Annotated in this window: 18 protein-coding genes; 14 read left to right on the forward strand and 4 right to left on the reverse strand. The window is 62.0% G+C overall.

Annotation, left to right across the window (positions count from 1 at the left end; genetic code table 11):
• Positions 1 to 77 precede the first annotated feature (77 nt).
• The 14 genes from PMI27_RS25745 to PMI27_RS25680 all read left to right on the forward strand — a co-directional run bounded on the left by PMI27_RS25745 (position 78) and on the right by PMI27_RS25680 (position 15,612).
• On the forward strand, positions 78 to 965 hold the full coding sequence (locus tag PMI27_RS25745; protein ID WP_008155024.1) for a Dyp-type peroxidase: 888 nt from the start codon (positions 78 to 80) through the stop codon (positions 963 to 965).
• A 16-nt stretch (positions 966 to 981) separates the two neighbouring features.
• Positions 982 to 1,950, forward strand: coding sequence for a Gfo/Idh/MocA family protein (locus PMI27_RS25740; protein WP_008155021.1), 969 nt, complete (start codon positions 982 to 984; stop codon positions 1,948 to 1,950).
• A gap of 273 nt (positions 1,951 to 2,223) precedes the next feature.
• Positions 2,224 to 2,976 (forward strand): GntR family transcriptional regulator, encoded by a 753-nt coding sequence (locus PMI27_RS25735; RefSeq protein WP_008155019.1) that lies wholly within the window; start codon positions 2,224 to 2,226, stop codon positions 2,974 to 2,976.
• Positions 2,973 to 4,718, forward strand: a complete 1,746-nt coding sequence (locus PMI27_RS25730) for a fumarate reductase/succinate dehydrogenase flavoprotein subunit (protein ID WP_008155017.1) — start codon at positions 2,973 to 2,975, stop codon at positions 4,716 to 4,718. Before PMI27_RS25735 ends, PMI27_RS25730 begins: the two co-directional genes overlap by 4 nt.
• A gap of 21 nt (positions 4,719 to 4,739) precedes the next feature.
• Positions 4,740 to 4,985, forward strand: a complete 246-nt coding sequence (locus PMI27_RS25725) for a 4Fe-4S dicluster domain-containing protein (protein ID WP_007946457.1) — start codon at positions 4,740 to 4,742, stop codon at positions 4,983 to 4,985.
• Positions 4,986 to 5,222: 237 nt separating this feature from the next.
• Positions 5,223 to 6,626 carry an ABC transporter substrate-binding protein gene (locus PMI27_RS25720; protein ID WP_008155015.1) on the forward strand — a complete coding sequence of 468 codons (1,404 nt, stop codon included), beginning with the start codon at positions 5,223 to 5,225 and terminating at the stop codon, positions 6,624 to 6,626.
• A gap of 240 nt (positions 6,627 to 6,866) precedes the next feature.
• Positions 6,867 to 7,649: an ABC transporter permease gene (locus tag PMI27_RS25715; RefSeq protein WP_008155014.1), complete on the forward strand. Its 783-nt coding sequence runs from the start codon at positions 6,867 to 6,869 to the stop codon at positions 7,647 to 7,649.
• A complete protein-coding gene (locus PMI27_RS25710; protein WP_008155013.1) occupies positions 7,649 to 8,497 on the forward strand; it encodes an ABC transporter ATP-binding protein in 849 nt (282 codons plus the stop codon). The genes PMI27_RS25715 and PMI27_RS25710 overlap by 1 nt, the downstream gene beginning before the upstream one ends.
• Positions 8,494 to 9,456 carry a HEAT repeat domain-containing protein gene (locus tag PMI27_RS25705; protein ID WP_008155012.1) on the forward strand — a complete coding sequence of 321 codons (963 nt, stop codon included), beginning with the start codon at positions 8,494 to 8,496 and terminating at the stop codon, positions 9,454 to 9,456. The genes PMI27_RS25710 and PMI27_RS25705 overlap by 4 nt, the downstream gene beginning before the upstream one ends.
• On the forward strand, positions 9,453 to 9,728 hold the full coding sequence (locus tag PMI27_RS25700; protein ID WP_008155011.1) for a DUF971 domain-containing protein: 276 nt from the start codon (positions 9,453 to 9,455) through the stop codon (positions 9,726 to 9,728). The genes PMI27_RS25705 and PMI27_RS25700 overlap by 4 nt, the downstream gene beginning before the upstream one ends.
• Before the next feature lie 152 nt (positions 9,729 to 9,880).
• Positions 9,881 to 10,498, forward strand: a complete 618-nt coding sequence (gene lexA, locus PMI27_RS25695) for a transcriptional repressor LexA (protein ID WP_008155009.1) — start codon at positions 9,881 to 9,883, stop codon at positions 10,496 to 10,498.
• Positions 10,498 to 11,115 (forward strand): translesion DNA synthesis-associated protein ImuA, encoded by a 618-nt coding sequence (gene imuA, locus PMI27_RS25690; RefSeq protein WP_008155007.1) that lies wholly within the window; start codon positions 10,498 to 10,500, stop codon positions 11,113 to 11,115. Before lexA ends, imuA begins: the two co-directional genes overlap by 1 nt.
• Before the next feature lie 7 nt (positions 11,116 to 11,122).
• Positions 11,123 to 12,538 carry a Y-family DNA polymerase gene (locus PMI27_RS25685; RefSeq protein WP_008155005.1) on the forward strand — a complete coding sequence of 472 codons (1,416 nt, stop codon included), beginning with the start codon at positions 11,123 to 11,125 and terminating at the stop codon, positions 12,536 to 12,538.
• The gene (locus PMI27_RS25680) at positions 12,514 to 15,612 is read left to right on the forward strand and encodes an error-prone DNA polymerase (RefSeq protein WP_202962617.1); all 3,099 of its coding nucleotides are present in this window, start codon (positions 12,514 to 12,516) and stop codon (positions 15,610 to 15,612) included. The genes PMI27_RS25685 and PMI27_RS25680 overlap by 25 nt, the downstream gene beginning before the upstream one ends.
• A gap of 133 nt (positions 15,613 to 15,745) precedes the next feature.
• Here the strand turns inward: PMI27_RS25680 and PMI27_RS25675 are convergent, their stop codons facing one another.
• The 4 genes from PMI27_RS25675 to PMI27_RS25660 form a co-directional block, all read right to left on the reverse strand.
• Positions 15,746 to 16,408 carry a flavin reductase family protein gene (locus tag PMI27_RS25675; protein ID WP_008155003.1) on the reverse strand — a complete coding sequence of 221 codons (663 nt, stop codon included), beginning with the start codon at positions 16,406 to 16,408 and terminating at the stop codon, positions 15,746 to 15,748.
• Positions 16,409 to 16,420: 12 nt separating this feature from the next.
• Positions 16,421 to 17,908 (reverse strand): amidohydrolase family protein, encoded by a 1,488-nt coding sequence (locus tag PMI27_RS25670; protein ID WP_033053022.1) that lies wholly within the window; start codon positions 17,906 to 17,908, stop codon positions 16,421 to 16,423.
• A complete protein-coding gene (locus tag PMI27_RS25665) occupies positions 17,905 to 19,092 on the reverse strand; it encodes an amidohydrolase family protein (RefSeq protein WP_008155000.1) in 1,188 nt (395 codons plus the stop codon). The genes PMI27_RS25670 and PMI27_RS25665 overlap by 4 nt, the downstream gene beginning before the upstream one ends.
• 139 nt (positions 19,093 to 19,231) lie before the next feature.
• Positions 19,232 to 20,284 carry an extracellular solute-binding protein gene (locus PMI27_RS25660; RefSeq protein WP_008154999.1) on the reverse strand — a complete coding sequence of 351 codons (1,053 nt, stop codon included), beginning with the start codon at positions 20,282 to 20,284 and terminating at the stop codon, positions 19,232 to 19,234.
• Between the last annotated feature and the right edge of the window lie 11 nt (positions 20,285 to 20,295).

The raw sequence follows: 20,295 nt of genomic DNA on the forward strand, positions 1-20,295 counted from the left end.
CCTGCGACCTTTTGCCCTGAAAACACACAAGTAACGATCCTCCGGTTAAACTTCGCGTTCTTTCTAAAGGAGTTCATATGAGTTACTACCAGCCGGGCATTCTCGCCACCCCAGTTCCGCCTCAAGCTCGTCATATGTTCTTCGCCCTCGAATCCGCCGCTGCCTTGCCGGCCGCGCTGGAGAATCTCAAGGGACTGGTGGACGGGAAGTCGGCCGTGGTCGGTTTCGGTGAGTCCCTGGTCAAGGCGCTTAAGGGGCAAATCGATGGCCTGCGCACCTTTCCAGCGTTGACCGGTGTCGGCGTCGACAACCCCTCGACCCAGCACGCGCTCTGGTGCTGGTTGCACGGTGTCGACCGTGGCGAATTGCTCAACCGCAGCAACGCCATCGAAGCTGCGCTGGCCCCGGCCCTGCGCCTGGTGCAGATGAACGAAACCTTCCGCCACCTCTCCGGCCACGACCTGACCGGTTACGAAGACGGTACCGAAAACCCTCACGACGAAGCCGCCGTTGCCGCTGCGCTGGTGAGTGACGGCGCTGACGGAATGGTCGGCGGCAGTTTCGCCGCGATCCAGCAGTGGCAGCACGACTTGAAGGGTTTCCACGCGATGCCGTCCCATGCGAAGGACAACATCATGGGCCGTCGTTTGAGCGACAACGAAGAACTCGACGACGCGCCGATTTCCGCTCACGTCAAACGCACCGCCCAGGAAAGCTTCGCCCCCGAGGCCTTCGTGGTGCGCCGTTCCATGCCCTGGATCGAAGGCGATCGCGCCGGCCTGATGTTCCTGGCCTTCGGTTTCTCCCTCGACGCCTTCGAAGCCCAACTGCGCCGCATGAGCGGTCTGGAAGACGGCATCACCGACGGTTTGTACCGCATCAGCCGGCCGATCACCGGCGGCTACTACTGGTGCCCGCCGCTCAAGGACGGTCATCTGGACCTGCGCGCACTGCGCGTCGGCTAACTATCAAGGAGTCAGTATGAACGTGGTGCGCTGGGGCATGATCGGGTGTGGCAGCGTCGCTGAACGCAAGAGCGGGCCGGCCTTCTACAAGGCGCCCGGCTCGGCGTTGGTGGCGGTCATGGGCCGGCGTCTGGAAGCGGTGACGGATTACGCCGCGCGCCACGGCATCGCTCGGGTCTACACCGATGTCGACGCGCTGATCAATGATCCCGAGGTCGACGCGGTGTACATCGCCACGCCGCCTGACTGTCATCACGCTTACGCCTTGAGGGTGGCCGCCGCTGGCAAACATTGCTGCGTCGAAAAACCGATGTCGCTGAATGCCGGGCAAAGCCGTGAGATGCAAAAGGTCTTTGCCGATGCCGGGCTGCACTTGTTTGTTTCCTACTACCGACGCTCGCTGCCGCGCTTTCAGCAAGTGCGGCAATGGCTGGAGGAAGGGCGGATCGGCGAGGTCCGGCACCTGACCTGGACCCTGACCAAAGCGCCATCTCCGACCGATCTTGGCGGTACAGATAACTGGCGCACCGACCCGGCAATTGCTGGCGGTGGTTATTTCGCCGACCTGGCCAGTCATGGCTTCGACCTGTTCCAGTACCTGCTGGGTGACATCGTCGAAGTCGCCGGTTTTACTGCGCACCAGGCTGGTTTGTATGCCGCCGAGGATGCCGTCAGCGCCAGTTGGCGGTTCGCTTCGGGCGCCCTGGGCATGGGCTGCTGGAATTTCGTCGCGGACCGACGAGAAGATCGGGTCGAACTGATTGGCAGCAAAGGCCGGATCAGCTTTTCCGTATTCGATGAGCATCCGGTTCAGCTTGAAGCCGATGAAACACTCAGCCTGCACATCGAGAATCATGAGCACATCCAGTGGCATCACGTGCTGGGTATGAACGCGCACATTCGGGGAGAAGTGCAGCATCCGGCCGTGGCCGAACAGGCAGTGAAAACCGATTGGGTTATGGACCAGATCCTCAAGCGCAACTGAACTTTGCTCACTCTGCACCTTTGTGGTGAGGGGTTCTTGTGGCGAGGGGGCTTGCCCCCGTTGGAGTGCGAAGCGCTCCCCTGCATTCTTTCAGTAATATCAAGTCAGCAGGTTTAGCGACTGCTGCGCAGCCGAACGGGGGCAAGCCCCCTCGCCACAATGGTTTGTGCCCGTCTGACAGACCGCTCTAACCTTATGCTCAAACAGTATTTCTCAAGCCTGTCATTAGAACTTTAAGATCACGTCATAACTCGTTATAACAAGTGATCTTCCATGACTGATAACGTTCTCTCCCTCAGCAGCGTCCCGCTGCACACCCAACTGCGGGATGTGCTGCGCGCCCGCATCCTCGACGGCGAATACCCGCAAGACAGCCAGATGCCTTCCGAAAGCGAACTCGGTGCGCTGTTCAAAGTCAGCCGCATCACCGTGCGCCAGGCCTTGGGGGATCTGCAGAAAGAAGGGCTGATCTTCAAGATCCACGGCAAAGGCACCTTCGTCGCCAAGCCTAAAACCTTCCAGAACGTCAGCACCCTGCAAGGCCTCGCCGAGTCCATGACCGGTCGCGGCTATGAGGTGATCAACCGCCTGCGCAGTTTCAAATTCATTGCCGCCGACAAACTCGTTGCCCAGCGCTTGCACGTCGCCGAAGGCGAGACCGTGGCGCAGATCAAACGGGTGCGGCTGATCAACCGCGAGCCGATTTCCCTGGAAATCACCTACCTGCCCAAGGCCATCGGCGAGCGCCTGGAGAAGGCCGATCTGGTCACCCGCGACATTTTCCTGATCCTGGAAAACGACTGCGGCCTGGCCCTTGGTCACGCGGATCTGGCCATCGATGCGGTGCTGGCCGACAGCGACCTGACCCAGGCGCTGAACGTCGAACCCGGCTCGCCGATCATGCGCATCGAGCGTTTGACCCACGACGCCGCAGGCGTTCCCGTGGACTTCGAACACCTTTACTACCGCGGCGATGCCTTCCAGTACCGCCTGCGGATCGACCGGCAAAAAGGGGCGCAGGCATGACCAGAAGCTCAATAACTAGAAGCACGCTCGAACAGGAATACGACATCGTCGTGATCGGCGGCGGCACCGCTGGACCGATGGCGGCGATCAAGGCCAAGGAACGCAATCGCGATTTGCGCGTGCTGCTGATCGACAAGGCCAACGTCAAACGCAGTGGCGCGATCAGCATGGGCATGGACGGCCTGAACAACGCGATCATTCCCGGTCACTCGACGCCGGAGCAGTACACCAAGGAAATCACCATTGCCAATGACGGCATCGTCAATCAGGCGGCGGTGTATGCCTACGCGACCCACAGCTTCGAAACCATCGAGCAACTGGACCGCTGGGGCGTGAAGTTCGAGAAGGACGAGACCGGCGACTACGCAGTGAAAAAGGTCCACCACATGGGCGCCTACGTGCTGCCGATGCCGGAAGGGCACGACATCAAAAAAGTCCTGTATCGCCAGTTGAAACGGGCGCGGGTGAGCATCACCAATCGGCTGGTCTGCACGCGATTGCTGACGGACGACGAGGGCGCGGTCAACGGGGTGATGGGTTTTGACTGCCGCACTGCCGACTTCCACGTGATCAAGGCCAAAGCCGTGATCCTCTGCTGCGGCGCCGCCGGACGTCTCGGTTTACCGTCCTCGGGTTACCTGATGGGCACCTACGAAAACCCGACCAACGCCGGCGACGGTTACGCCATGGCCTATCACGCCGGGGCTGAACTGGCGAATCTTGAATGCTTCCAGATCAACCCGCTGATCAAGGATTACAACGGCCCGGCCTGCGCCTACGTCACCGGTCCATTGGGCGGCTATACCGCGAACAACAAGGGCGAACGCTTCATCGAGTGCGACTACTGGAGCGGGCAGATGATGTGGGAGTTCCACCAGGAACTCGAAAGCGGCAATGGCCCGGTGTTCCTCAAACTCGATCACCTGGCCGAGGAAACCATCCAGAACATCGAAGAGATCCTGCACAGCAACGAACGCCCGAGTCGCGGCCAGTTTCACGCCAATCGCGGCACCGACTACCGCACGCAAATGGTCGAGATGCACATCTCCGAAATCGGTTTTTGCAGCGGGCATTCGGCGTCCGGCGTGTGGGTCAACGAGAAGGCCGAGACCTCGGTCAAGGGTTTGTACTCGGCCGGTGACATGGCCGCGGTGCCGCACAACTACATGCTCGGCGCGTTTACTTATGGCTGGTTTGCCGGCACCAACGCGGCGGAATTTGTCGCCGGACGCGAGTTTTCGACGGTCGATGCCAAGCAAATCGAAACGGAAAAGGCCCGGGTCTACGCACCGCTGGATCGCGAACACGGCCTGCCGCCAGCTCAGGTCGAGTACAAGCTGCGACGTTTTGTGAACGACTACCTGCAACCGCCGAAAGTGACCAAGAAGATGCAAATCGGCCTGCAACGCTTTAGCGATATCCAGCGCGATCTCGATCAGATCAAGGCCCATAACGCCCATGAACTGATGCGCGCCATGGAAGTCAGCATGATCCGCGACTGCGCCGAAATGGCCGCCCGCGCTTCGCTGTTCCGCGCCGAAAGCCGCTGGGGTCTTTATCACTATCGGGTCGACCATCCGCAACGCAACGACAGCGACTGGTTCTGCCATTGCCACCTGAAGAAGGATGAAAACGGGCTGATGACCAGCTTCAAGAAAGCCGTCGAGCCTTACATCATCCCGCTGGACGCCGATGAAATGCAGGCCTACGACCGGCTGCGTGTCGGTGCCTTTGCTGCTTGAGCCCAAAAGAGAGACCGCAAAATGGCCTATCAACCCCAGGAAATCTTCTTTCGCTCCAACGCGCCCGTCACGGTCGATGAAGACCTTTGCATCGCCCACAAAGGCTGCACCGTGTGCGTCGACGTGTGCCCGATGGACCTGCTGGCGATCAACCCGGCCACGCAAAAGGCCTACATGGCGTTCGACGAATGCTGGTACTGCATGCCGTGTGAAAAGGACTGCCCGACTGGCGCAGTGAAAGTCGAAATCCCGTACCTCCTGCGCTGATCTGAAAGGACGCTATCGCGAGCAGGCTCACTCCCACAGTGGATCGAAGCCAGCCGAAAGTCCTGAATACACCAATAAACCTGTAGGAGCGAGCCTGCTCGCGAAGAGGCCAGTCCAGACAACCACAAAGCCATCCGGTAACCCCCGGACGCTTGCTTCAAAACACCCCTCGTTTCCCACCGCGCCCTGATCGTGGCGGAGACGAACATCCTATAAATGATTCGAGGGGATTTACCTATGTTGCGTGCAGCATTCGCCGGTCTGGTACTGGCCACATTCACCCTATCGGCCTCCGCCGAAACCATCCGCATTGCCATCGGCACCCAGGACACCACGATCAACTGCGCCGCCGGCGGTCTGTTGATTCGCGAGCTCGGCCTGCTGGACAAATACCTGCCCCACGACGGCCCCTACAAAGACGCCAAGTACGACGTCGAGTGGAAGAACTTCACCAGCGGCGCGCCCCTGACCAACGAGATGGTCGCCGGCAAACTCGACTTCGGCGCCATGGCCGATTTCCCCGGTTCGTTCAACGGTGTGGCGTTCGAAACCGCGGGCAAGCACAGCCTGTTTATCAGCGTGCTGTCAGGCAGCATCAAGGGCAGTGGCAACGGCATCGTGGTGCCTAGCGCATCGAGTGTGCAGTCGCTGGCCGAGCTCAAGGGCAAGACCATTTCCGTGCCGTTTGCCTCGACGGCGCACGGCATGTTGTTGCGGGCGGTCGCGGCCCAAGGCTGGGACCCGCTCAAAGACGTGAACATCATCGCCCAGCCGCCGGAAGTCGCCGGCTCGGCCTTGCAGGCCGGGAAGATCGATGCCCACGCCGACTTCGTGCCGTTCGCCGAACTGTTCCCCAGCCGTGGTTTCGCTCGCAAGATTTACGACGGCGCCCAAGCCAATGCGCCGACCTTCCACGGGGCGCTGGTGGATCAGGCCTATGCGAAGAAATACCCGGAAATCGTCGTGGCTTACCTGCGCGCAAGCCTTGAAGCCAACCAGTTGCTGGCAGCAGAACCGGAGAAATACAGCGAGTTGATCGCCAAGGTCACCGGCGTCGATGCCGAGGTCAATTACCTGTTCCACGGTCCACTGGGCGTGCAAACCCGTGATCTGAGCTGGAAGCCGGAATACCGTCAGGCCGTCGGGACCGCCATCGACACCCTCAAGCTGTTGAAGAAGGCTGATCGCGGGTTGGACCTCAATACCTTCATCGACGACCAATACATCCGCGCTGCGTTCAAGGCGTCGAATCTGGACTACACCGCGCAGTTGGCCAACTACGGGCAGACGCCGCTTAAAGCGGTGGATGCGTCGAGCGGCAAAGCCATCACCGATTTCAGCCATGTGGCGGAGATCTGGGTGCGTGGCGAGCCGAAGGTTCGGCAGTACGCCTCGGCGGAGTCGGCGTTCACCGCGTTGGCCAGTCTGAAGCAGGAAGGCAAAAACATCCGCGCGGTGTATGCCCAGGCGAGTGACAGCGGGATCAAGTTATTGGCGGATCAGGCGTGGTTTGCCAGTGATGCGAAAGGGCGGCTGAGTGCGTTTCTGCTCAAAGGCCAGGCCCAGCAATTTGCTACGGCGCAGGGCGGAAAAGTCTTCGACTTCACCGATGCCACCACCCAGGCCGTCGCTACTCGCTGAGTTGTGGGGGGAGTCAAAAGCCACCCCTCACCCCAACCCTCTCCCCAGTGGGGAGAGGGGGAAAGGGGGCCGATCTTCATGACTTTCAAAATCTGAGTTCGACTCGATATTTCAGGTCGATGTAACTCGGAAGAACAACTCGGTCAGTCCCCTCGCCCCTCTGGGGCGGTCCGACGTTTCGGGAGGGTTAGACCGAGGGGTGGTTCTCCCGTCCGACACCATCTACAACTGGAACCCGACATGCCCAAATCACTAACGCGCTGGATTCCCCGAACAGCCTCCTTACTGCTCTGCCTCCTATTCTGGCAACTCGCCGCCAGCCACCACTGGAACCTCGGCCTGGTCACCTTCGCCAACGTCCCGACGCCACTGGCGGTCATCCAGGCCGCCCTCGGCCTCGGCGACTCCGGCAAGCTCGCGCAACACCTGGGCAGCAGCCTCAGCCGAGTCTTCGCCGGTTACCTCGCGGCACTGATCATCGGCATCGCGTTGGGCCTGGCCATCGGTCGCTCGAAATGGGCTGAAGACCTGCTGCTACCACCGCTGGAAGTCCTGCGCCCGATCCCCGCAGTCGCCTGGATTCCGCTGGCGATCCTGATGTTCCCATCCTCAGAACTGTCGATGGTTTTCATCACCTTTACCGGTGCGCTGTTTCCGATTTTGCTCAACACCGTGCACGGCGTCGAAGGTGTCGACCCACGGCTGATTGCCTCGGCGAAAAGCCTCGGGGCAGGGCGGCGGGCGATTCTGCTGGAGGTGATCCTGCCCGGCGCTGCGCCGAGCATCATCACCGGCCTGGCGATCGGCATGGGCACCTCATGGTTCTGCCTGGTGACCGCCGAAATGATCTCCGGCCAATACGGCATCGGCTATTACACCTGGGAGTCCTACACCATCCAGAACTACGCCGACATCGTGGTCGGCATGTTGCTGATTGGCGTACTGGGGATGGGCAGCAGCCTGCTGATCAAACGTCTGGGCGGGCTGTTCACGCCCTGGCACCGACCACGAGGAAAAGCCTGATGAGCGTGATGCAAACCCCTGAAGGGCGGATCGACATCCGCCAACTGTCCATCGTCCTCGGCGAACACAAGCAAGCCTTCGAAGCCGTGCAAGGTCTGGATTGCCAGATCGAGCCGGGGCAATTCGTGTGCATTCTCGGGCCGTCCGGTTGCGGAAAATCGACCCTGCTCGGTGCGCTGGCCGGTCACCTGCAACCGCGAACCGGCACCCTGAAAGTCGACGGTGCACCGGTCTCGGGCCCATCGCCGCAGCGGGGCATGGTGTTCCAGCACCACACGCTGTTCCCTTGGCGCACCGTGCGCGACAACGTCGCTTTCGGCCTGAAAATGCGCGGCATCGGCAAAGCCGAACGCCACAAAGCCGCCGACGAAATCCTTGCCCTGGTGGGCCTCGAAGGGTTTGCCGAGCGCTGGCCCGATCAGCTTTCCGGCGGCATGCAGCAACGGGTAGAAATCGCACGGGTGCTGATCAACCGCCCGCGCCTGTTGCTGATGGACGAACCCTTCGGCGCCCTCGACGCGCTGACCCGGTTGAACATGCAGGAACTGCTGCTGGACATCTGGACGCGAATTCGCACCACCGTGGTGTTCGTCACCCATGACATCGATGAAGCGCTGTTCCTCGCCGATCGGCTGCTGGTCATGAGTTCGCGCCCGGGGCGGATCATCGAAGACCTGCGCCTCGATTTCCCTCGGCCACGCACCACCGAACTGGTCACCAGCCACGAGTTCTCCCGCTTGAAGCGTCATTGCCTCGAGTTGCTGCGTCACGAAGACGGTCGGCAGTTACCACGCCTGAACCCTCTCGGACTTCCCCTTGAAAACAAACTGCCGCGATTTGCCCTATGACCTCTCTATTCGATGTAACCGATAACGACGACATTCTCGCCCTGCAACCACGCCTGACGGATGAAGATCCCGGCGTGCGCAGAATTGCCCTGATCGAACTGGCCGACCTCGAAGAACCGGACGGCTTGCTTTGGCTGGTCAATCGACTGGCTGAAGATCCAACCGAAGAAGTCCGCGCCGAAGCCGCTCGATTGCTCGAAGCCTGGGAGGACGAACCGGTGGTCGACGCGCTGTGTCAGGCCCTGACCGATCCTTCCCAAGCCGTGCAAGCGGCCGCCGCGCAAAGCCTTAGCCTGCTCAAGACCGAGGCGGCGGGCAGGGTGATTCTGCCGTGGACCGGGCATGCCGACATCAACGTGCGCATCGCCGCTTTCCGGGCATTGCGTGAGTTGCGCTTTCCCGATGCCGCCGCTGCCGCGTTAGATGCCTTGACCGACGAAGACGCCAGTGTCCGCCGCGAAGCCGTCGGCGTACTCGGCTGGCTCAAGCAGCTCGATGCCTTGCCGGCACTTGCTCGATTGGCCAGTGACGACCCGGACACCGAAGTCCGCCGCGCCGCCACCGGCGCCCTTGGCCTGGCCTCCGATGCTGACGTGCTGCCGGCGCTGCGCCGCGCCTTGCAGGACGAGGCCTGGCAAGTCCGCGAAGAAGCCGCCACCACGCTGGGCAAGGTCGGCCACGTCGACGCCGGTCCGGCCCTGGTCGAAGCCTTGAGTGACGCTTACTGGCAAGTCCGCCTGCGCGCCACCCGCAGCCTCGGTCGTTTGCGTTACGTCCCGGCCCTTGAAGCGCTGATCGAAACCCTCGGCCACCGCATCAGCAACCTGCGCAAGGAAGCCGCCCTGGCGCTCGGAGAGTTGAACGATCGGGGCGCCATCGCACCCTTGCAAGCCGCCCAGGACGACGGCGACCCGGAAGTGCGCAAAGCCGTGCGTATCGCCTTGAGTCAGCTGCAATGAACCCGGTGGCGATTGGCAATTCCCAAGGTAAACAGCAGCTGCGGTTGAACTGGCCGGATGGTCGCGAGCAGTTGTTGGATCATGCCGAGTTGCGCCGACAGTGTCCGTGTTCGCAGTGCCGGGCGTTTCGGTTGCAGGGGGTGAGGGTGAAAGTCGATGAGCGCATTCGCGTGATCGAGCTGAATGCCCAAGGCTACGGCCTGCAACTGATCTTCAGCGACGGCCACGAACGCGGCATCTACCCATGGCCCTACCTCTCAGGACTCACCTGAAACCTGTAGGAGCTGACGAGTGAAACGAGGCTGCGATCTTTTGATGTTGTTTTTAAAGAACAGCAAGATCAAAAGATCGCAGCCTCGTTTCACTCGACAGCTCCTACACAGCTCCTACAAGTCCTTGCCAGAAAAAAGCCAAAAGAGTACAAATGTACTCCATGACGACTTTAACTCCCCGCCGTACCGCCATCCTGACCTTTATCCGCGATCGAATCGCCGAGCAGGGCCAGTCTCCGAGCCTCGCTGAAATCAGCGAGGCGTTCGGTTTCGCCTCCCGCAGCGTGGCGCGCAAGCATGTGCTGGCGCTGACCGAGGCCGGTTTTATCGAGGTCAATGCGCATCAGGCCCGGGGCATTCGTTTGCTCGGGCAACCGGCGCGGCCCGAGTTGCTGGACGTTCCGGTACTCGGCCGGGTGGCGGCGGGGGCGCCGATCGGTGCCGATGCCGAGGTTCACAGCCGCTTGCTGCTCGACCCGTCGATCTTCTCGCGGGTGCCGGATTACATGCTGCGGGTCCAGGGTGACTCGATGATTGAGGACGGGATTCTCGACGGCGACCTGGTGGGCGTGCACCGCAATCCCGAGGCGGTCAACGGCCAGATCGTCGTCGCGCGACTCGACGGGGAAGTCACCATCAAACGTTTCGAACGGGTCGGTGAGAGTGTCCGATTGCTGCCACGCAATCCGGCCTACAAGCCGATCATCGTCGAAGCCAGTCAGGACCTGGCCATCGAAGGGGTGTTCTGCGGTCTGGTGAGGCAAGGGTGATGGGCGCCGTCGTTGCGCTGGATACGCTGTTCAATGGCGGCCAGGTCTGGAAGGGCCGGCCCGCGCCACCGGCTGTCAGCCCGCAACCCACCGGGCATGCCGCGCTGGATGCGGCGTTGCCCACCGGTGGCTGGCCGGAAGCGGCACTGACCGAAATCCTTTTGGCCGGGCAGGGTGTTGGCGAGTTGCAACTGGTGTGGCCGGCACTGGCGCGGTTGTCCGCTGCGGGCGAGCGCATCGTGCTGGTGGCGCCGCCTTACGTGCCCTATCCCCAGGCCTGGCAGAACGCCGGGGTCGATCTGCGTCAGTTGTCGATCATCCAAGCCAGCGAGCGCGATGCCTTGTGGGCAGCGGAACAATGCCTGCGTTCGGGCAGTTGCGGCGCAGTGCTGTGCTGGCCGCACAAGGCCGATGACCGGGCGTTGCGACGTTTGCAGGTGGCGGCGGAAACCGGCTCGACCCTGGCGTTTGCCTACCGCTCGATCAATGAGGCGATCAACCCTTCGCCAGCGGCGCTGCGCATCGCCATCGATGCCAAACCTGCGCAATTGCGCGTGCTCAAGTGCCGGGGCGGGTTGGCGCGTTCGGCGCCGATTGCCTTCCCCGTGGGACATTGAGGTTGCCATGCGCTGGGTGTGCATTCTCTTCCCGCAATTGGCGCTGGACGCGGTACTGCGTCAGCGCGCCGATCCCGATGAGCCGCTGGCGCTGCTGACCGGCCCGGCCCAGCGTCGGGTGTTGCAAGCGGTCAACGCTTCGGCCCGGGCGCTGGGCTTGCGTCCGGGCCAGTCGATGACCGCCGCCCAGGCCTTGAGCAAAGGGTTTGTCACGGCTGAATACGACGCTGCCGAGATCGAGCACTGGCAGCAGTTTCTGGCCGCCTGGGCTTATCGATTCAGTTCACAAGTCAGCGTGCATTACCCGCGTGCGGTGGTATTTGAAATCGAGTCCAGCCTGGGATTGTTCGGCGCCTGGCCGCAATTCGAGGCGCGGTTGCGGACCGAGCTCGGCGAGTTGGGGTTTCGCCATCGGATTGTTGCCGCGCCCAACCCGGTGGCGGCACGGGTGCTGGCCAACGTTTATGACGGTCTGGTGGTGCCCGACGATCAAGCCTTGCAACATCATCTTGGACAGTTGCCCATCGACCGGATCGGGCTGGAAACCAGCGTTGCCACCGCGTTGTCGCGCATGGGGCTGCGCACCTTGAGTCAGGTTCAGGCGTTGCCTCGCCATAGCCTGGCCCGGCGTTTCGAGGCCCAGGTGCTCAAGCATCTGGACGCCTTGCTCGGGTTGCGGCGGCTGGCGCTGGCGTTCTACTTGCCGCCGGACCGGTTCGATGTGCGCATCGAGCTCAACTTCGACGTGCAGTCGCATCAGGCGCTGCTGTTTCCGTTACGCCGGCTGACCGGTGACCTGTCGGCGTTTCTTTGCGGTCGGGACAGCGGCGTGCAGCGTTTCGACCTGCACCTGGAGCACGCGGGGTTGCCGGACACCGTCATCAAGGTCGGCCTGCTCAGCGCCGAACGTGATCCGGCGATGCTCTTTGAACTGGCCCGGGGCCGGTTGGAGCACGTCCAGGTCGAGGCCCCGGTGCGCGGTTTTCGCCTGCGCGCCGAAGACTTGCCGGCCTTCGTTCCCCAGTATCAGGAACTGTTCGACGACCGCCCGCAGCAGTCCTTGCCCTGGGAGCAACTGCGCGAACGCTTGCGTGCGCGGTTGGGGGATGACGCGGTGCAGGGCTTGCGGTTCCAGGCCGATCACCGGCCGGAATGCGCGTGGCAGGCCAGTGTCGACAGTCAGCGCTGTGCAGGGCTGCCGGCGGTGCAACGTCCGGGTTGGCTGCTGACTGAACCGCTGGCGGTGCACGAAGGTTCGGCGCGCATCCTGATGGGGCCGGAACGCATCGAGTCCGGTTGGTGGGACGGCGCCGATGTGCGCCGCGATTACTTCCTGATTGAAACCCGTTCCGGCCAGCAGGGCTGGGCTTATCGTGCGGTCGGTGAGGACGGCCCGTTGTGGCTGCAAGGCTGGTTCGCATGAGTGTCGACTATGCCGAGCTGCACTGCCTGTCGAACTTCAGTTTCCAGCGCGGTGCTTCCAGTGCCCTCGAACTCTTTCAGCGGGCGAAAAAGCAGGGCTATCAGGCCTTGGCGATCACCGATGAATGCACCCTGGCCGGTATCGTCCGCGCCTGGCAAGCGGCCAAAGCCGTGGAGCTACCGCTGATTATCGGCAGCGAAGTGCACATCGAGAACGGTCCGAAACTGGTGTTGCTGGTGGAAAACCTCGAGGGTTACCAGACCCTGTGCCGACTGATTACCCAAGCGCGGCGCCGCACGCAGAAAGGCCAGTATCAAGTGCTGCGGGAAGACTTCAGTGAACCCTTGCCGGGGCTGTTGGCATTGTGGGTGCCGGACGCGGTCGATGACTTCGAACAGGGCCGTTGGCTGAAACAGATCTTCGTCGATTGCCTGTGGCTGGCCGTCCAGTTGCATCGCGGCCAGGACGATACCCGACGGCTGGCTGCGCTGCTGACCCTGGCGGGCGAACTGCGAATTCCGGCAGTGGCCAGCGGTGATGTGCACATGCACGCTCGTGGGCGACGCGCCTTGCAGGACACCATGACTGCGATCCGTCATCACGTGCCAGTGGCGGAGGCCGGGTTGCGTCTTCATCCCAATGGCGAGCGGCATGTGCGCAGTCTCGAGGCTCTGCAATCGATCTACCCGCAAACACTGCTCGACGAAACGCTGAACATCGCCCGGCGTTGCACCTTTGACCTCGGTCAGTTGCGTTATCAATATCCCCGGGAGTTGGTCCCCGAAGGCCAGACAGCCACGTCCTGGCTGCGTCATTTGACCGAGGAGGGCATCGCGTGGCGCTGGCCAAAAGGCCCGCAGGCCCAGGTGCTGACGCAGATCGACAAGGAACTGGAGCTGATCGCCGAACTGGGCTACGAAAGCTATTTCCTGACGGTTCACGACATTGTGCGATTCGCCCGTGAGCAAAAAATCCTGTGTCAGGGCCGTGGTTCGGCGGCCAACTCGGCGGTGTGCTTTGCCTTGGGCATCACGGAAATCGATCCGGATCGCACCACATTGTTGTTCGAGCGCTTTCTCTCCAAAGAGCGCAACGAACCGCCGGACATCGACGTCGATTTCGAACACGAACGCCGCGAAGAAGTCCTGCAGTACGTGTTCCAGCGTTATGGCCGGACCCGCGCGGCGTTGACGGCGGTGGTCAGCACCTATCACGCGGCCGGCGCGGTGCGTGATGTGGCCAAGGCCTTGGGGTTGCCGCCGGATCAGATCAACGCCCTGGCCGATTGCTGTGGCCACTGGAGTGATGAAACACCGCCCGTGGAACGCCTGCTTGAAGGCGGGTTTGACCCCGAGAGCCCGGTGCTGCGCCGGGTGCTGAGCCTGACGGGGCAGTTGATCGGCTTCCCCCGACACCTGTCCCAGCACCCCGGCGGTTTCGTGATTTCCGAGCAGCCTCTGGACAGCCTGGTCCCGGTGGAAAACGCCGCCATGGCCGAGCGCACCATCATCCAGTGGGACAAGGACGACCTCGATGCCGTCGGGTTGCTCAAGGTGGATATCCTGGCGTTGGGCATGCTCAGTGCTATCCGCCGCTGTTTCGATCTGTTGCGCCGTCATCGCCATCGGGACCTGAGCCTGGCGACGATCCCGGCCGAAGACTCGCAGACCTACGACATGATCGGGCGTGCCGACACCATTGGCGTGTTCCAGATCGAGTCCCGGGCGCAGATGTCGATGTTGCCGAGGCTCAAACCCCGGACCTTCTATGACCTGGTGATCGAGGTGGCGATCGTCCGTCCGGGGCCGATTCAGGGCGGGATGGTGCATCCGTACCTGCGACGCCGAAACAAGGAAGAACCCGAGGTCTATCCGTCCCCGGCACTGGAAACCGTGCTCAAGCGCACGTTGGGTGTGCCGCTGTTCCAGGAGCAGGTGATGCAGATCGCGATTGTCGCCGCCGACTACAGCCCCGGCGAGGCTGATCAGTTGCGCCGCTCCATGGCGGCCTGGAAACGCCACGGCGGGCTGGAGCCGCACAAGGATCGCCTGGCCGCCGGGATGAAGAAAAACGGCTACACGGCCGAGTTTGCCGCGCAGATTTTCGAACAGATCAAAGGCTTCGGCAGTTATGGTTTTCCCGAGTCCCATGCCGCCAGTTTCGCCTTGTTGACCTACGCCAGTTGCTGGTTGAAATGCCACGAGCCGGCGGCCTTCGCCTGTGCGCTGATCAACAGCTGGCCCATGGGTTTCTACAGCCCGGACCAGATTCTGCAGGACGCGCGCCGGCATCATTTGCAGATTCGCCCGGTGGACGTGCGCGCCAGTGATTGGGATTGCAGCCTCGAACCGATCACCGGTGCCCAGCCGGCGATTCGCATGGGATTGCGGATGATCAAGGGCTTTCGCGAGGACGATGCCCGGCGCATCGAAACGGCGAGGTCGAAGGGGGCGTTTATCGACATTGCCGACCTCGGCGAACGGGCGCGGCTCGATGCCCGCGCCCAGGAGCAACTGGCCGATGCCGGTGCGCTGCGCGGCCTGGCCGGTGACCGTCATCGGGCGCGCTGGGAAGTGGCGGGTGTGCAGAAACAGCTCGGTTTGTTTGCCGGTCTGCCGAGTCAGGAGGAGGGCGCGGTGTCGTTGCCCAAACCCACCGTCGGCGAAGACCTGCTGGCCGATTACAACAGTGTCGGCACCACGCTCGGTCCGCATCCGCTGGCGTTGTTGCGGGGTGAATTGAAAGCCCGGCGCTGCCGCAGTTCGAAGGAACTGCTGGAGGTCGAGCATGGACGACCGGTCAGCGTCGCCGGGCTGGTGACCGGCCGACAACGCCCGGGCACCGCCAGTGGTGTGACCTTTGTCACCCTTGAAGATGAGTTCGGCAACGTCAACGTCATTGTCTGGCGCGACCTGGCCGACCGGCAGCGCCAGGTGTTGGTGGGCTCGCAATTGCTCAAGGTCGACGGGCGCTGGGAAAAGGAAGGCGAAGTGCGGCACTTGATTGCCGGACGGTTGAGCGATTTGAGCCCATTGCTCGACGGTATCAGCGTACGCAGCCGGGATTTTCGCTAATTCTCAGTCATACACAACCCCTGTAGGAGCTGCCGAAGGCTGCGATCTTTTGGCTGCTTCACAGGCCCGAAAAAAACAAGATCAAAGGATCGCAGCCTTCGGCAGCTCCTACAGGGGCTCAGCCGCAGAGACCCTATTTGGTGACAGGCCAAAACCTTTCGCCACCCCCCGGTGCATCCGTCCACGCCTGCAACGAGCGTGTCGGCAAATCAAAATAATCGCGCGTACGCGCATACCCATGCCCACCCATCCGGCCAATCGCATCGAGCCCGAGCTGATCGATATACAAGGTTTTCGGGTCGATCAATTCATCCCGCACATGCGCCATCAACACTTCGCCAAAGATAATCTCCCGTGACTGTCCGATGGACAGCGCCATCATCCGCCGACATTCCAGTGCCACCGGGGCTTCGCCGATCCTTGGGCATTTGACCGTGGTGCCGGGAATGGCAGTAAGGCCCGCAGCAGTCAGTTCGTCGAAACCGGGGGCGAACGGCACGGCGCAGACGTTCATGGCTTCCACCAGGGCATCGCTGACGATGTTCACGGTGAATTCCTGGTTGAGCTGGATATTGCGCGTGGTGTCCTTGGGGCTTTGGTCGCCGTAGTTTTCCACGCCCAACGCGAGGATCGGCGGGTCGGCCGAGAGGGCGTTGAAGAAGCTGAAGGGCGCGGCGTTGATCCGACCTTCGCCGTCGATGGTGGTGACCAGGGCAATCGGCCGTGGCACCACGCTGCCGATCAGAATCTTGTACTTGTCTCGCGGGCTCAATTGGCTGAAGTCGAAGCTTTGCATGGGCAGAATTCTCTAAAGAAGGGGATCAATCGCGCTCAGCGGCGCGTCTGCGCTGTAGTCGTCAGCGAATGGGATGGCCGGTTTGAACAGGCCTTTCCAGTCCGGTTGGCCAAAGGCCCGGTCGCTGTGGCTGCGCATCAGTTTTTCGAATTGTTGTTGGGCCTGGCGTTGCAGGGCGGGGTAGTCGACGCCTTGAACCTGACCGTCCTGCATCACGCAGCGGCCGTTGATGTAAGTGGCGATGCAGTCGTCACCGCGCCCGGCCAATACCAGGTTTTTCAGTGGGTCGAACAGCGGCCCCAAATGCAGGCCGCGAAGGCTGAACACCGTGATGTCGGCCTTGGCGCCCGGTGCCAATCGGCCCAGATCATCGCGACCCAGGGCCTTGGCGCCGCCGAGGGTGGCCGCATTGTAAAAATCCAGCGTGTGGGTCAAGGAACCACCGCCCTCCATCAATCGGGCGATATTCAGACCCTGGCGCATGTTTTCCAGCAAATCCGCCGGCCAGGTGTCGGTGCCCAAGGCGAAGTTGATGCCCTTGGCCCGATAGCGACCGAAGGAGTTCAACGCCTCGCCATCACGGGCAAACACCACCGGGCAATGCACCAGACTCGCGCCGCCATCCACCACGCGTTGCAGATCGTCATCGCCGGAGGTGTAGATGCCGTGGGGCAGCAGGCTGCGCGGAGTCAGCAGATTCAATTGTTGTAACCAACCCAGCGGCGAAGTACCGCGCAGTTGCTCGACCATCGCCACCTCACCGAGCCCTTGGCAGCAATGCAAACGCATCGGCGCGTTCAATTCCCGACTCAGCGCCGCAGTGCGTTGCAGCAGGGCTGGGGTACAGGTCTGGATGCGGTCCGGCAGCAGCGCACCGCGAATCAAACCCTCGTGCGCACCGTCGAAATCATGGAAAAACCGAACAGCCGCGTCGAGCCCGGCCATGCCTCGCGCTTCATCCCAGTGATGCCCGAGGCTTCCATCGGCGCGCCAATAACTCATGCCGCTCATGTAACAGGGGCCAAGGTAAGTCCGCAGCCCCAACTCGGCCGCCACACCGGTCACCGCAGAAAATTCGTCGTAGGTTTCGGCCCACTCGCGGTAATACATCGAGGTGATCGGCATGGCGGTGGTGATGCCGTTGCGGATCAGCTGAGTGAAGGCATAGCGGTATTTGAAGACTTCTTCATCGGGGCTGTAACTCTCCCGCGGACCGCTCGCCAGATAGTCCTCGGACCACATCCGGCCCATGTCGCGTTCATCGCCGTTGTCCAGCGTCAGCACCGTCGAATCAAGATCACCGAGTGCATCCAGATCGATGAAGCCCGGACCGATCAACGCGTTGCCGTAATCGACCCACTGATCCACCGGCCCCGGATAACCCCGCCCGACAAACACAATGCGCGAACCTTCGAACACCACTTCGCCGTCGCGCCACAGCACATGCTGCGTACCGTCGAACCCGACCACGCAACTGGCTTTCAATCCCATCCTTTTCACAAACGGCTTTCCAGCAGTCGGCCACCGGAGGCGATCAACTCACCGCCGCGATAAACCTGCCGCACCGGCCGCGACACCACCGCCTCACCCAGGGTCTGCACCGGCATCAGCAGAAAGTCCGCCGGCGCACCGATCTCCACTCCATAACCTTCACAGCCCAACGCCCGAGCGCCATTCACGGTGGCGGCTTCGAACGCCGCCGCCAGTTCATCGTCCTTGTTCAAGTCGAAACGAAACGCCAGCAGCATCGCTCGTTCGAGCATGTCACCGTTGCCCATGGGCGACCAGGCGTCGCGAATGCCATCCGAACCCAGGCACACGTTCACCCCGGTCTCGCGCAACGCGAGGAACGGCGGCACCGCGCAATCGGCCGGTGCTGAACTCATCAGGGAAATGCCCAGCGCCGCGAGGCGTTCGGCCACCGGTTTGACCTGACTCCACGGCAACATCCCCAGGCAGTACGCGTGGCTGATCATCACCCGACCCTGACGCCCGAAGCGTTCGGTGTAGTCGGCGATCAGTGCGATCTGCCACAGGCCCAATTCGCCCTTGTCGTGCAGGTGAATGTCGACGCCTCGCTCGAATTCGCTGGCCAGCTTAAACACGAAGTCGAGCTGCGCGATGGGGTCGTTGTCGATGCCGCAGGGGTCGAGGCCGCCGACATTTTCCACGCCCAGGGCCATGGCTTCGCGCATCAATTCGGCGGTGCCGGGGCGGCTGATCAGGCCGGTTTGCGGGAACACCACCAGTTGCAGGTCGATCAGGTCGCGGTAGCCTTCGCGCAGTTGCTGCATGGCCTCGACGTGGCGCAGGCCGAATTCCGGGTCGATGTCGACGTGACAACGCATCGTCAGCGAGCCACGGGCAATGCAGTTTTCCAGCAGGGCGCCGGCGCGCTGGGCAATCGGTGCCTGGACGTCACGCAGCACGCGGCGCTCGTTGGCGATGTAGTCCTTGAGCGTCGGGCCGGCGCTGTTCGGGCGCCAGGGTTGACCCCAGAGGGTTTTGTCGAGGTGGACGTGGCTTTCGACCAGGGCCGGGGTGAGGAGCTGGTTTTGGCCGTCGATGTCGGTGGCGTCCAACGGCGCGTTGGACGCGGGGCGTCGATCTTTGAACAGGCCGTTTTCCAGAAGCAGGTCTTCGGCGGGGGAGCCGTAGGGGCGGACGTTGCGTAGCCAGGTCATTGCATACCTCGAATTTTTTGGTGTTTGGGCGGGCCTCATCGCGAGCAAGCTCGGCTCCTACAGGATTCGCGGTGTTCACACCCCCCTGTAGGAGCCGAGCTTGCTCGCGATGGCCGCGACTCGGTCTCAAGCCAGCCAATCAACCCTTGAGCTTCGACCAGATCCGGTCCTGCAGCTCACGCGCCTTGTTGCTGCACTCTTTTTCCGGGCGCAGGCGCGAGGCGAACTCGTCGGGCATGTTGATCGCGTCCATCACCCGCCATTTGGCGTCGATCAGCTTGTCGCTCTGGATACCGTTGGCGTAGGCGATGGCGTTGGACACGGCGGCGGCGTTTTCCGGCTTCATCATCCAGTCGATAAAGATCTTCGCGTTGCCAGGGTGCGGGGCGCTTTTCGGTACGGCGAAGTTGTCCTGGAACATGGCCAGGCCTTCGCGCGGGTACACGTACTTGATGGTGCTTTTTTGCAACGTGGCCCGGGCGGTGGAGCCGTTCCAGTTCTGCATCATGATCACTTCACCGGAGGCCATGCGGTCGACGGTGTTGTCCGAGCTGTACATCTTCAAGTGCGGTTTCTGTTTCTGCAGCAGCTCCAGAATGCGCTTGGCGTCCTGCGGGTTTTCGCTGCATTCGTCGACGTTCAAGTAATGGCTGGCCGCGTTGATCACACTGCTGGAAGTGTCGAGGGCGGCGAGTTGGCCTTCGAGTTCCTTGCGCGGTTCGAAGAACTCTTTCCAAGAGTCATCGAGTTTGCCGCCGGGCACCCGTGCGCTGTCATAGGAAAACCCGGTGGTGCCCCACAGGTACGGGGCGGAGAACTTGCGGCCCGGGTCGAAACCCGGATCGCGGAACGCCGGTTTGACGTACTGGAAGTTGGGCAGGGTCGACGCATCGATTTGCAGTAGCAGGTTCTGGTTGATCAACGTGCGCATGATCGACTGCGACGGCACGATCACGTCATACGCCGCGCCGCCGGCCTGCAGCTTGGCCAGCAAAGTTTCGTTGCTGTCGTAGCCGTCCATGGTGACCTTGATCCCGGTCTCCTTTTCGAACTTGGCCAGCAGATCGACCGGGTAGTAGTCGGTCCAGTTGTAGAAGAACAATTCCTTAGGTTCGGCAGCCTGGGCGCTGAACGCCGCGAAGCAACTCAGGGCCAGACCGGCGACAGCGAAACGCATGCTTTTTGTTTTCATTAGAGAACGCT

It is taken from the genome of Pseudomonas sp. GM41(2012) (assembly GCF_000282315.2).
Classification (GTDB): Bacteria; Pseudomonadota; Gammaproteobacteria; order Pseudomonadales; family Pseudomonadaceae; genus Aquipseudomonas.